Here is an 11,488-nt window from a genome sequence, read left to right as displayed (position 1 = left end):
GTGCGACCCCAGCGGGTGAGGTGCCCACGCGCCGTCCAGGAGACGGTGCGGAGGTACGGGCACGCCCCGGCAGCACTCGGTCGCGCAACGGAAGCGGGCGAGGCGCCGGTTGAGAGACAGGTACACCACATGTTCGCCATCATCGGATTCATCGTCTTCGGACTCGTCGTCGGCGTCCTCGCGCGCCTGATCAAGCCCGGCAAGCAGAACCTCTCGCTCGTCGCGACGCTGCTGCTCGGCCTCGCCGGCTCGGTCATCGGCGGCATCGTGGCCAGCGCGCTCGGCACGGGCGACATCTTCGAGCTCAACATCCTCGGCGCGATCGTGGCGGTCGTGGCCGCCATCCTGCTGATCGGCGTGGCCGAGGGCCTGTCGGGACGCAACAAGAAGGCCCACGTCTGACCGACGTCGCCGGTCACCCCTGTGGGTGACCGGCTCCGGACACCCCGCAGAGGGGTCCGGAGCCACGGCCTCGCGAGAAGGCACGATCGGCACCACCGCCGCGAACCCGCGCCGCGTGGCATCCTCGAACCATGACTGACATCGCCGCCAAGGCCAGTGAGCTGCTCCGTCTGCACCACACCGGGTCGCCCCTGGTGCTGCCCACCGTCTGGGACGCCTGGTCGGCCCGCACCGTCGCCGGTGCCGGGTTCGAGGCACTGAGCATCGGCAGCCACCCCCTGGCCGACTCCCGTGGCCAGCAGGACAACGAGGGGATGACGCTCGACGACGCCCTCGACGGCATCGCCCGGATCACCGCCGCCGTCGACGTCCCGGTGACCGCCGACGTCGAGTCGGGCTACGACACCCCGGCCGCCGAGCTCGTCGAGCGGGTGCTCGCCGCGGGCGCGGTCGGGATCAACGTCGAGGACACCGTGCACAGCGAGGGCCGGCTCCGCGAGGTCGCCGAGCACGCCGACTACATCGGCGCGCTGCGCGCCGCCGCCGACGAGGCCGGCGTCGATCTCGTCATCAACGCCCGCACCGACGCGTTCCTCGGCGCGACGGTCACCTTCGACGACCCGCTCGCCGAGGCGGTCCGCCGGCTGCAGGCCTGCGAGGCGGCGGGCGCGCGGAGCGTGTACCCCGTGCGGGTGCCCGACGCGGCGACCCTGCGCACCCTGCTCGCCGAGCTCTCCGGGCCGGTCAACGTCACCGCGCACCCGGTCGACGGCGCGCCGTCCGGCTCGTTCGCCGAGCTGCGGGCCGCCGGCGTCCAGCGCATCACGTTCGGCCCGCTGCTCATGAAGGCCCTCACGCCGGCCCTGACCGACCTGGTGACCCCCTGGCGCTGACGCCGTCGGCGTCAGGCCCGCGGCCCGACCGCGCGGACGGGTCAGTGGCGCCCGGGGAGGCGGCCGAGGAGCTGCTGGCTCGGACGCTGCTGCTCGCCCTGCTGGGCGCCGAGCACGACCAGGACGCCGGTGACCGCCGGGATGGCCCACTGCACGATCTTCAGCTGGCGCTGGGCGGAGGCGAGCTTGTCGGAGGCGGCGGGGGAGGGCTCGGTGGCGCCCTCGGCGCCGTGCTCGCTCTCGGCCTCGACCGTGCGGCCGAGCAGCCCGGCGTACGCCGTCAGGCCGGCCGCGGCGACGGTGAGGCCGCCCTTGGTCCAGGTGTTGGCGGCGGTGCCGCCGTGCTGGTCGATCCGGCGGCGGTTCGCGAGGATGAGGCCGGCGCCGCCGACCGCGTGGGCGCCGATGGCACCCGCCGCGACGGGCGACCAGAGCTTCCAGCCCAGGGACGACAGCCGGGTGCGCTCGGTCGGGTCCGCGGCGCGGCCCGTCGCGCCGTTGAGGCCGACGGCGCCCATCAGGGAGCCGCCGAACCAGGTGGACAGGCCGAGGTCGTGCAGGCTGCGGACGAGGGTGTTGCGCTGCGACATGGGGTTCCTGACGAGAGGTGCGAGCGGGATCGACCGGGGTCACCGGGATCCGACCCGAGGGAGGGACGCCGGAGACCCGGCGTGCCAGTACCTCGACGGTAGGACGCCGCCGCCGGTCGCGGCTCACCCGCTCAGGGAACGTCGTGGTCGTCGAGCGGCTCGACCGGCAGCAGCACGAAGAACGTGCTGCCCCGTCCCAGGGCGCTGTCCACGGCGATCGTGCCGCCGCTGACGGCGACCAGCTGCTTGACGATGCTGAGCCCCAGCCCGGCCCGTGGGGTGCCGGTCGACCCGGGGGTGGGGAGCCGGCTGAAGGGCTCGAAGATCTGCTCGTGACGGGAGGGATCGATGCCGATGCCGGTGTCCGCGACGCGGTAGAGGATCGCCGGTCCGGACCTCGCGGTCACCGTCGTGCTGACCGCGAGCTCGACGCCGCCGGTCTCGGTGTGCTCGACGGCGTTGCTCAGCAGGTTCACCAGGATCTGCGACGTCCAGGTCGGGTGGTCCCGGACCCGCCGCGGGACGTCGGCGCCGAGGTCGAGGTCGAGCCGCAGTCCCTTGCGCCGCGCCGACTTCTCCACGAGCGCGACGGCGTCGCCGATGAGGGCGTGCACGTCGAACTCCTCGGTGGTGGGCGCGCTCGCGCTGTCGGCCGCGGAGAAGTCGAGGACGCCGTCGACGAGCGCGAGCAGCCGGGTGCCGGAGCGCTGCAGGGTGGTGATGAGCTCGGTCTGCTCGGGGCTCGGACCGGTGTCGGCCAACAGCTCGACCGCCGCCAGGATGCTGGTCAGCGGAGTCCGGACCTCGTGGCTCATCCGGGCGACGAAGTCGGTCTTGGCCCGCGCCGCCTCGGTGGCGAAGCGCCGGGTGGCGTCGAGCTCGCGGGCGGCGTGGTTGCGACCGGTGACGTCGTCGGCGACGACGTAGACCCCCCGGGTCGCGCCGTCGACCTTCCACGGGATCCCGGTGACGAAGAGGTCCACGACCTGTCCGTCGGCGCGCCGGATGGCCAGGTCGACCTGCTGGGAGCCGTGCTCGATCACCCGCGCGAACGCCTCGGAGGCCCGGTCGTGGTCCTCGTGGACGACGAGCTCGTGGAAGTGCCGGCCGACCAGCTCGCCGGCGCGGTAGCCGCTGACCTCGCCGGCCGACGGGTTGAGCTCGGTGAACCGGCCGTCGACGCCGAGCCGGAAGACGGCCTGGGGGTTCTGGTCGAAGAGGGAGCGGTAGCGCTCCTCGACGTCCTCGACGTCCTCGTCGGGCGAGGTGGGGGGACGCGCTCGTCGTGGCTCACCGACGTCGCTCTCGGGCTCGGCCATGCGTCACCGTAGACCCGACCCCGGTCGTTCATGTGCGATGACTACGGTGCCACCCATGTTGAGGGACGTGCGCGAGTACATCGACCGGCTGCACATCGGCGGTCACACGATCGGGGAGGACCACGACGACGACCCGGTGCTCATCGATCCCGACGGCCGCGCGGTCGACACGTGGCGCGAGAACTACCCCTACGACGAGCGGATGCCGCGCGAGGAGTACGACGAGGCTAAGTACCGCCTGCAGGTGGAGCTGCTGAAGTTCCAGCGCTGGGCCGCCGACACCGGCAGCAAGCACGTGCTCCTGTTCGAGGGCCGCGACGCCGCCGGCAAGGGCGGCACGATCAAGCGGTTCATGGAGCACCTCAACCCCCGCTACGCCCGCACCGTGGCGCTCGGCAAGCCCAGTGACCGCGAGCAGAACCAGTGGTACTTCCAGCGCTACGTCCAGCACCTGCCGACCGCCGGCGAGATGGTCCTGTTCGACCGGTCCTGGTACAACCGCGCCGGGGTGGAGCGGGTGATGGGGTTCGCCTCGCCGCCCGAGTACGAGCAGTACATGGCCCAGGCGCCGCTGTTCGAGCGGATGCTGGTCGACAGCGGGATTTCGCTCACGAAGTTCTGGTTCTCGGTGACGCAGTCGGAGCAGCGCACGCGGTTCATCATCCGCCAGGTCGACCCCGTGCGGCAGTGGAAGCTCTCGCCGATCGACCTCGAGTCGCTCGACAAGTGGGAGGACTACACCGCCGCCAAGGAGGCGATGGTGCGGCGCACCGACACCGAGTGGGCGCCGTGGACGACGGTCAAGAGCAACGACAAGAAGAGGGCGCGGGTCAACGCGATGCGGCACTTCCTGTCGCGCTTCGACTACGAGGGCCGCGACGACGACGTCGTCGGGGTCCCCGACCCGCTCATCGTGCAGCGGGGCACCGACGCCGTCGGCGACTGAGCCGAGGTCAGCCGCCCAGGACGCTCGCGGCGTCGACGCCGCCGTGCTGCTCCTCGATCGCGTCGGCGAGGCGGGTGACCTCGTCGTCCTCGAGCCGGACGCCGGCGCTGTCGAGCCCGGCCAGGAGCTCGTGGCGGACCGTGCCCTCCGGTGCGCCGTCCTGGTAGGAGCTCACGCGGTCGACCACGCCCTGGACCGCCTCGAGCTTGCTGGAGTCGTGCGTGGTGTGCGCGTCGTCGTTCATGTCTCGATGCTGCCGTCCCCGGCCGCCGCGGTCGCCCCCCGGACGGGTGGCGGGTCGGAATCCTTCGGGTGACCTGCCGAGCCCGGCTGCTGGCTAGCGTCGTGGCTCCAGCCCCGCTCCCCATCCGCGGGCCCCAGCTGTCGCGGGGGAGCACCCTCTCCCGTGCCGGCCCCAGCCACGACCATCGTCAGGACGGACCGTGTCCTCAACCACGCCAACGAGCGCGCCCCGAACGGCCGCGCTGCCTCCCACCGGTGGTCCAGCCGCCTCTGAGTCCCTCGGCCGACGGCACCGGCTCCAGCACGTTGCCCCCGTGGTCCTCGGAGCGCGGGCCTCGCAGCACGACCCGGTCGACCAGGGGCCCGGCCAGGCGGTCGTACAGCGCGGGCAGGAGGCGGAACGCCGCGACGGCGGGCAGGTTGGCCGGCCCCACGTGGTCGAGCCGGCGCGGCCGGTCGAGCCGCCGCAGGCACGCCTGCGCCACCCGCTCGGGCGTGACGACCGGCGGCGGCGCCGAGCCCAGCCGGCCGGCGTACGTGGCGGCCTGACGGTAGATCGGGGTGTCGACGGCGCCCGGCAGCACGACGCTGACGTGGACGCCGCGCTCGCGGCGCACCTCCACCTGCAGCGCGCGGACCAGGCCGAGCTGGCCCCACTTGGCGGCGCAGTAGCCGCCCATCGAGGGGACGGCGATCTCGGCGAGCAGCGAGCTGACGACGACCAGGTGGCCGCCGCCCTGCTTACGGAAGCGGGGGAGCAGCGAGCGGGCCAGGTTGCCGGTGCCGCCGACGGCGACGTCGACGAGGTGGCGCAGCACGTCGGGCGGCAGGCTCGCGACGGTGCCGTAGGCCATCGCCTGGGCCGTGCTGACCGCCGCGTCGCACCGTCCGTACGCCGCCACGCACGCGGTGACGGCGCGCTCCACGACGTCCTCGTCGGCGACGTCGCCCGCGACGACCTCGACCGGACCGGGCAGACCGTCGGCGACCTGCCGGAGGCGGGCCTCGTCGCGCGCCAGCAGCACCAGGCGGTCGCCGCGGGCGCTCAGCTGCTGGGCGACCGCGAGGCCGATGCCGGACGTGGCGCCGACGACGAGGACCGCTCGCGGCGCTGCCGGCTGCGGGGTGCCCACGCCTCAGGCCTGCTCGAGCGAGGATTCCTTGTGGGCGGCGCTCGCCCCCGTCTTCTCGGACTCGACGATCCAGTACGGGTCGTCCTCGCTCGCGTCGAACTTCTGCCCGTCGTGCTGGAAGGGCTTCGTCCGCTTCTCGACGGCCTTGCCGGTGGTCTTCCCCTGAGAGGTGTTCCAGTGGACCTTGGTTCCCTTGCGGATGCTCATGCCTCGGACGCTAACGGCGTCGCCGCCCCGAGCGACCCCACCCGAGGGGGTTGCTCGTGCTGACGCGAGGGATGGTGCCGGGACTCTCGGGTCTCCTCGGCGTCTCGGGTCCCCGGCCGCCGGGTCGGGTCGTCGTCGTCACCGGCGCCTCGAGCGGGATCGGTCGCGCCACCGCGCTGCTCTCCGCCGACGCCGGCGACCACGTCGTCCTGGTGGCCCGCCGCGCCGACGTGCTGGAGGAGGTCGCCGAGGACTGCCGGGCCCGGGGCGCCGCCTCGGCCACGCCGCTCACGGCCGACGTCTCCGACGACGCCGCCGTCGAGCAGGTGGTCGCCGACACGCTCGGCCGGCACGGCCGGATCGACGCGGTGCTGCACTGCGCCGGCGTCGTCACCTACGGCCGCACCGAGGACACCTCGGCGGAGGACTTCGCCCAGGTGGTCGGCACCAACCTGCTCGGCTCGGCGTCGGTGGCCCGCCACGTCGTCCCGGTGCTGCGCCGACAGGAGCACGGCGACCTCGTGCTCGTGGGCTCGCTGCTCGGGCTCGTCGCGGTGCCCGAGATGACGCCGTACGTCGTCAGCAAGTGGGGCGTGCGCGCCCTGGCCCGCCAGCTGAAGATCGAGAACGGCGACCTGCCGGGCGTGCGGATCGCCCACGTCACGCCGGGCAGCGTCGACACCCCGATCTACGACTCGGCGCTCGACGCGGCCGGCGGCGTCAACACCGCCCCGCCGCCGACGATCAGTCCCGAGCGGGCGGCGAGGGTGGTGCTGCGGCAGATCGGTTCGCGGCGCTTCGAGGTGCAGACGGCCTACCTGAACTACGGCCTGGTGGCCGCCTTCCGGCTCGCGCCGGGGCTCTACGACCGGGTGGTCGGGCCGGTGTTCGACGCGGTGTCGCGCAAGCGGTCCTGACGCAGCGGCGCCCGGCGTCTACGGTGGCCCGATGACCGCGCCGGGCGTCCTCGTCACCGCAGACCAGCTGGTCGGGCTCGTCGACGCCGCCCGGGCGGGTCGTCGCGACCTCGTGCTCCTCGACGTCCGGTGGACGCTGGGTGGCCCGCCGGAGCACGGCGACTACCTGCTCGGTCACCTGCCCGGTGCCGTCTTCGTCCCGCTCGACACCGACCTCGCCGCCCACGGCCGACCCACCGACGGACGTCACCCGCTACCGGGGCTCGACCAGGTGCAGGCGGCCGCGCGACGGTGGGGGGTGCGCGCCGGGAGCACCGTCGTCGCCTATGACGCCACGGGGAACCTCGCTTCCGCGCGGGCGTGGTGGCTGCTGCGGTGGGCCGGGTTCACCGACGTCCGGCTCCTCGACGGCGGTCTGGCCGCCTGGGTCGCCGCCGGCCAGCCGCTCGACGACGACGACGTCGTCCCGGCCGCCGGCGACGTGGTCCTGCCCGGCGGCGGGATGGTGACCGTCGACGCCGAGGAGGTGTCCGGGTTCGGCGCCGGCGGGGTCCTGCTCGACGCCCGCGCCGGTGAGCGGTACCGCGGCGAGGTCGAGCCGGTCGACCCGAGGGCCGGCCACGTGCCCGGGGCGGTGAGCGCGCCGACCGTCGACAACCTGGCGCCCGACGGGACCTTCCGACCACCCGCGGAGCTGCGGGCCCGGTTCGAGGCGCTCGGCGTCCGTGCCGGCGTCGCGACGGCGGTGTACTGCGGCTCGGGGGTGACCGCCGCCCATGAGATCGCGGCGCTCGCGATCGCGGGCCACGACGACGTCGCGCTCTACCCGGGCTCGTGGTCGCAGTGGAGCAACCTCGACCGGCCGGTGGCGACCGGCGAGCGCTGACCGCCGCGTCGGGCCCACGTCGGGCTCACGACGACCCCGGGATGCGTCCCCCCGGGACGCGGCCGCCCGGGAGCGGGATCAGGCGTCGAACGCCGCCCGCCCGGCCATCGCCGAGGAGCCCAGGTCGCTCCCCGTCTCGAGGGCCGTGCCGGCGGCGACGGCCTGCTCCCACTGCTCGGTCGTCGCGACCGAGGCGAAGTTCGAGTTGAGCAGCGTCATCAACGTCTCGTGCAGGTCGCGGGCGTGCACCTTGCCGGCGGAGTTGGCCAGGTGGATCGCGCCGCTGGCGTCCGAGAGCACCTCGACGGCGACGCCGAGCCCCTCGGCCTCGACGGCGGTGGCCAGGTCGCAGTTGTTGGTCATGAACCCGACGACGGTGATGGTGTCGGCGCCGACCTCGCGCAGCCAGTCGGCGACGTCGGTGCCCGCGAACACGCTCCCGTACCCCTTGGTGACCCGCTTCCAGGCCGGGTCGACCGCGGCCTCGACGTCCGGGTGGTTGTCGAAGCCCGGGGTCCCGGGCGCGAAGACCGGAGCACCCTCGCCCGCCGTGTGCTGGACGACGACGGCCGGCAGGCCGTGCTCCCGGGCGACGCCGATCGCGCGGACCACCCGGGCCAGGGCGTCGGTCCGCGGCGGGTGCTGGATGGTGAGCGGGCCGTCGAAGTACTCCTGCTGGACGTCGACGACCACGAGGGCGCGGCGGGGGTTGCTCATGAGGTTCTCCTCGGTCGGGGGGACGGCGGCACCGTCGGTGTCCTCAGCCTGGCGCGGGCCCGCCGACGTCCGTGAGTGGCCCGGATGCATACTTTCGATGGATCTGAGCCAACGGCCCCGAGGAGTCACACGCATGCGCATCGCGGTCCTCGCCTTCGACGGCGTGACGACGTTCCACCTGGCCGCGCCCGAGCTGGTCTTCGGCGAGGTCGGGCGGCAGGACGCCGCCGCCGACTGGGTCACCACGCTGTGGGCGCTCGACGGCGACTCCGTGCGCACCGCCGAGGGCTACCGGCTCGGCCCGGTCGCCGGACCCGAGGCGGTCGCGGACGCCGACGTCGTCGTCGTCCCGTCGTGGCACCCGCCGCCCGCCCCGGTCGACCCGCGGCTGTGCGACCTGCTCGTCGCCGCCCACGCGCGCGGCGCGGTCGTGGTCGGGCTCTGCCTCGGCGCGTTCCCGCTGGCCGCGGCCGGGCTGCTCGACGGACGCCGCGCGGCCACCCACTGGCTGGCGACCGACCAGCTCGCCGCGCAGCACCCCACCACGGTCGTCGACGCCACCGCCCTGTACGTCGACCACGGCGACGTCCTCACCTCGGCCGGCACCGCCGCCTCGATCGACGCCTGCCTGCACCTCGTACGCACCCGCCTCGGGGCCGCCGCCGCGGCGAAGGTGGCGCGCGCCCTGGTGGTCGCGCCGCACCGCGAGGGCGGGCAGGCGCAGTACATCGAGCGTCCGGTCGCCGGCCCCGCCGAGGACGACCCGGTGGGCCGGGTGATGGCCTGGGCCCTCACCCGCCTCGACGAGCCGCTGCCGGTCGAGCGGCTCGCCGAGCACGCCCACATGAGCCGCCGCGGCTTCGTCCGGCACTTCCGCCGCGTCACCGGCACCACGCCGGCCCGCTGGGTGCTCTCCCGCCGCCTCGACGAGGCCCGCGCGCTCCTCGAGACGACCGACTGGAGCATCGGCCGCGTCGCCGGCGCGTGCGGCTTCACCAGCGCCGTCACCTTCCGCCAGGCCTTCGTCGCGCAGTTCGCGGTGCCGCCGTCGAGCTACCGGCGCCAGTTCGCCGAGCCGGCGGTTCCCGGGCGCCGGCCCGGCTAGCGCCGCAGCCGCAGCCGGTGGTGCCAGATCGCGGCCCGGGCGGCGTTCGCGCCGGGGGCGCCGTGGACGCCGCCGCCGGGATGGGCGGAGGCCGAGCCTAGGTAGAGCCCGCGGACTCCCGTCTCGGGGCGCCCGCGCATCGCGGGCACCGGGCGGAAGAAGAGCTCTTGGTGGATCTGGGAGGTGCCGCCGTTGATGCCGCCGCCGACGAGGTTGGCGTCGCGGGCCTCGAGCTCGCGCGGCCCCAGCACCCGGCGCGCGACGATCCGCGACGCCAGGTCGGGTGCGTGCCGCTCGAGGCGGGCCTGGATGCGGTCGGCGAACCGCTCGCAGTCGTCGCGGTCCCAGGTGCCGCGGACGGCGTCCGGACCGTCGCCGGCGGCGTCCCGGACGCCGGGGTGCGGCTGCGGGACGTGGGTGTAGGCCCACAGCGACTCGGTGCCGGCAGGGGAGCGGGTCGGGTCGGACGTCGTCATCTGCCCGCACAGCAGGAACGGCGCCGCGGGGATCCGGCGCGACGCGACCTGCGCGAGTGCCTCGGCCATCTCGTCGACCGACTCGGCGACGTGCACCGTGCCCGGCGCGACCGGCGGCGGCGTGGTCCACGGCACCGGGCCGTCGAGCGCCCAGTCGACCTTGACCGTGCCGGGGTCGAGGTCGAAGGAGCGCATGCCCCGCGCGACCCCGGCCGGCACGTCCGCGGGGTCGAGCAGCCGGTTGAAGAGGGCGACCGCCGAGACGTCGGCGACCACGGCGCGGCGCGCCTCGTGCCGCTCGCCGTCCGCGGTCTCGACGGCGACCGCGCGCCGGTCACGCACGCGGACGCCGTCCACCCGGGTGCCGCAGCGCAGCTCGCCGCCGGCCGCCTCGAACCTGCGCACCAGCGCCGCGGTCAGCTCGCCGGCGCCACCGCGCGGCACCGGGAAGCCGACCGTTTGGCCGAGCATCGTCATGAGCAGGCCGAAGAGCCCCGAGCCGGGGGAGTGCAGCGGCAGGTCGGCGTGGCCGGCGTTGCCGGCGAGCAGGAGGCCGGCGTCCGGCCCGGTGAAGCGGCGGGCGAGGTCGGCCACCGGCGTCGCGAAGGTGCGCAGCAGGTCGAGGCCACCGGCGCGCGGCACGCGGGCCAGCAGCGAGGCGCCGGCCCGCACCGGCGGGAAGGGCGAGATCAGCCCGTCGACGAGCGGACCCCCGACGGCGTCCCAGGTGCGGCAGAGCTCCAGCCACCGCTCGCCGTCGTCGGGGTGCCGGGCGGCCAGGGCCGCCGCGGTGTCCTCGCGCCGACGGTGCAGCACCGCCCAGCCGTCGTCGGTCGGGTGCCCGAGGACAGCGGGGGCGTGCACCCACTCGAGCCCGTGCTCCTCGAGACCGAGCCCCCGGATGGTCCGCGACACCGCGGCCAGCGGGTAGAAGGCGCTGAAGGTGTCCTGGACGAAGTCCGGGTGCAGCTCGCGGTCGCTGCTCACCGCGCCGCCCGGCGTCGGCTGCGCCTCGAGCACGAGCACCGACCAGCCGGCGTCGACGAGCAGGTTCGCCGCGACGAGTCCGTTGGGCCCGGCTCCGACGACGACGGCGTCGTGCCCCACCTAGCGGCGCTCGGCGAGCAGGGCCAGGCGGCGCAGCGTCTCGACGTTGCGCCAGCCGATCAGCGGGGAGCGCACCGGGCGCGGCACCAGCAGGCCGGGACCGCGCACGGCGTCCTCCTCGACGACAACCAGGGTGCCCTCCGGGTGCGGCTCCAGCGTGATGAGCACCTCGGCCTCGCCGCCGGGCCACCCCCGCGCCCGCACCCGCAGCAGCGTGTCGGGCACGACCTCGAGCGACTCCGACGTGTCGTCGATGAGCAGCGGCCACGAGCCGACGCTGTGGTGCAGCTGGGAGCCCACAGCGGGCCAGTCGTCGTCGACGTCCCGCATCCGGGACGCCCCGACCACCCAGAGCGGGTAGAGCCAGCCGTCGTCGAGCACGGCCCAGACCTTCTCGGGCGGGGCCTTCACGATGCGGGTGTTCGTCGCCATGACCCTCGGTGCCCCGTCGCGGCCCCACCCATGCAGGTGCGTAGGCAGCGCGCCGGGGGGTACCGGACGCCATGACCCACCGAACCCACCGTCCAGTCACCACCACCTCCGCGGG

14 protein-coding genes are annotated in these 11,488 nt (G+C 74.8%); 6 read left to right on the top strand and 8 right to left on the bottom strand.

The features are described 5' to 3' along the window. Window positions 1-129: 129 nt before the first annotated feature. Window positions 130-402, top strand: coding sequence for a hypothetical protein (locus E4623_RS21880; protein ID WP_245155216.1), 273 nt, complete (start codon window positions 130-132; stop codon window positions 400-402). Between the two features lie 131 nt (window positions 403-533). Continuing rightward, window positions 534-1,295 (top strand): isocitrate lyase/phosphoenolpyruvate mutase family protein, encoded by a 762-nt coding sequence (locus E4623_RS21875; protein ID WP_134768702.1) that lies wholly within the window; start codon window positions 534-536, stop codon window positions 1,293-1,295. Window positions 1,296-1,336: 41 nt separating this feature from the next. Here E4623_RS21875 and E4623_RS21870 read toward each other — a convergent pair whose 3' ends face one another. After that, window positions 1,337-1,885 (bottom strand): hypothetical protein, encoded by a 549-nt coding sequence (locus E4623_RS21870; RefSeq protein ID WP_134768701.1) that lies wholly within the window; start codon window positions 1,883-1,885, stop codon window positions 1,337-1,339. Between the two features lie 131 nt (window positions 1,886-2,016). Continuing rightward, window positions 2,017-3,204 (bottom strand): ATP-binding protein, encoded by a 1,188-nt coding sequence (locus E4623_RS21865; RefSeq protein WP_134768700.1) that lies wholly within the window; start codon window positions 3,202-3,204, stop codon window positions 2,017-2,019. 55 nt (window positions 3,205-3,259) lie between these two features. Here E4623_RS21865 and ppk2 point away from each other — a divergent pair, with 55 nt between their 5' ends. Then, a complete protein-coding gene (gene ppk2, locus E4623_RS21860; RefSeq protein WP_134768699.1) occupies window positions 3,260-4,150 on the top strand; it encodes a polyphosphate kinase 2 in 891 nt (296 codons plus the stop codon). Window positions 4,151-4,157: 7 nt separating this feature from the next. Here ppk2 and E4623_RS21855 read toward each other — a convergent pair whose 3' ends face one another. The 3 genes from E4623_RS21855 to E4623_RS21845 form a co-directional block, all read right to left on the bottom strand. Then, window positions 4,158-4,394, bottom strand: coding sequence for a hypothetical protein (locus tag E4623_RS21855; protein ID WP_134768698.1), 237 nt, complete (start codon window positions 4,392-4,394; stop codon window positions 4,158-4,160). Window positions 4,395-4,599: 205 nt separating this feature from the next. Further along, window positions 4,600-5,526, bottom strand: coding sequence for an SDR family NAD(P)-dependent oxidoreductase (locus E4623_RS21850; RefSeq protein ID WP_134768697.1), 927 nt, complete (start codon window positions 5,524-5,526; stop codon window positions 4,600-4,602). A 3-nt stretch (window positions 5,527-5,529) separates the two neighbouring features. Next, window positions 5,530-5,733 carry a DUF2945 domain-containing protein gene (locus E4623_RS21845; protein WP_134768696.1) on the bottom strand — a complete coding sequence of 68 codons (204 nt, stop codon included), beginning with the start codon at window positions 5,731-5,733 and terminating at the stop codon, window positions 5,530-5,532. Window positions 5,734-5,789: 56 nt separating this feature from the next. Here E4623_RS21845 and E4623_RS21840 point away from each other — a divergent pair, with 56 nt between their 5' ends. Then, complete coding sequence (locus E4623_RS21840) at window positions 5,790-6,650, top strand: SDR family oxidoreductase (protein ID WP_134768695.1); 861 nt, start codon at window positions 5,790-5,792, stop codon at window positions 6,648-6,650. 31 nt (window positions 6,651-6,681) lie between these two features. After that, window positions 6,682-7,536: a sulfurtransferase gene (locus tag E4623_RS21835; RefSeq protein WP_134768694.1), complete on the top strand. Its 855-nt coding sequence runs from the start codon at window positions 6,682-6,684 to the stop codon at window positions 7,534-7,536. A 78-nt stretch (window positions 7,537-7,614) separates the two neighbouring features. Here the strand turns inward: E4623_RS21835 and E4623_RS21830 are convergent, their stop codons facing one another. After that, the gene (locus tag E4623_RS21830) at window positions 7,615-8,253 is read right to left on the bottom strand and encodes an isochorismatase family protein (protein ID WP_134768693.1); all 639 of its coding nucleotides are present in this window, start codon (window positions 8,251-8,253) and stop codon (window positions 7,615-7,617) included. Between the two features lie 133 nt (window positions 8,254-8,386). Here E4623_RS21830 and E4623_RS21825 point away from each other — a divergent pair, with 133 nt between their 5' ends. Beyond that, window positions 8,387-9,358, top strand: coding sequence for a helix-turn-helix domain-containing protein (locus E4623_RS21825; RefSeq protein ID WP_134768692.1), 972 nt, complete (start codon window positions 8,387-8,389; stop codon window positions 9,356-9,358). Here E4623_RS21825 and E4623_RS21820 read toward each other — a convergent pair. Together E4623_RS21820 and E4623_RS21815 are read right to left on the bottom strand one after the other, a co-directional pair. Further along, window positions 9,355-10,941: an NAD(P)/FAD-dependent oxidoreductase gene (locus tag E4623_RS21820; RefSeq protein ID WP_134768691.1), complete on the bottom strand. Its 1,587-nt coding sequence runs from the start codon at window positions 10,939-10,941 to the stop codon at window positions 9,355-9,357. The genes E4623_RS21825 and E4623_RS21820 overlap by 4 nt on opposite strands. Then, window positions 10,942-11,373, bottom strand: a complete 432-nt coding sequence (locus E4623_RS21815) for an SRPBCC family protein (protein ID WP_134768690.1) — start codon at window positions 11,371-11,373, stop codon at window positions 10,942-10,944. Window positions 11,374-11,488 lie beyond the last annotated feature (115 nt).

The organism is Nocardioides sp. 1609, assembly GCF_004522105.1.
Classification (GTDB): domain Bacteria; phylum Actinomycetota; class Actinomycetes; order Propionibacteriales; family Nocardioidaceae; genus Nocardioides.
The sequence above is the reverse complement of the archived record's forward strand: the minus strand, read 5'-3'. Positions and strand labels throughout refer to the sequence as shown.

Bases quoted from the DNA above. Each gene is read 5' to 3' on its own strand.
- E4623_RS21880 (WP_245155216.1), top strand. From the start codon at position 130: ATGTTCGCCATCATCGGATTCATCGTCTTCGGACTCGTCGTCGGCGTC.
- E4623_RS21875 (WP_134768702.1), top strand. From the start codon at position 534: ATGACTGACATCGCCGCCAAGGCCAGTGAGCTGCTCCGTCTGCACCAC.
- E4623_RS21870 (WP_134768701.1), bottom strand. From the start codon at position 1,885: ATGTCGCAGCGCAACACCCTCGTCCGCAGCCTGCACGACCTCGGCCTG.
- E4623_RS21865 (WP_134768700.1), bottom strand. From the start codon at position 3,204: ATGGCCGAGCCCGAGAGCGACGTCGGTGAGCCACGACGAGCGCGTCCC.
- ppk2 (WP_134768699.1), top strand. From the start codon at position 3,260: ATGTTGAGGGACGTGCGCGAGTACATCGACCGGCTGCACATCGGCGGT.
- E4623_RS21855 (WP_134768698.1), bottom strand. From the start codon at position 4,394: ATGAACGACGACGCGCACACCACGCACGACTCCAGCAAGCTCGAGGCG.
- E4623_RS21845 (WP_134768696.1), bottom strand. From the start codon at position 5,733: ATGAGCATCCGCAAGGGAACCAAGGTCCACTGGAACACCTCTCAGGGG.
- E4623_RS21835 (WP_134768694.1), top strand. From the start codon at position 6,682: ATGACCGCGCCGGGCGTCCTCGTCACCGCAGACCAGCTGGTCGGGCTC.
- E4623_RS21830 (WP_134768693.1), bottom strand. From the start codon at position 8,253: ATGAGCAACCCCCGCCGCGCCCTCGTGGTCGTCGACGTCCAGCAGGAG.
- E4623_RS21825 (WP_134768692.1), top strand. From the start codon at position 8,387: ATGCGCATCGCGGTCCTCGCCTTCGACGGCGTGACGACGTTCCACCTG.
- E4623_RS21815 (WP_134768690.1), bottom strand. From the start codon at position 11,373: ATGGCGACGAACACCCGCATCGTGAAGGCCCCGCCCGAGAAGGTCTGG.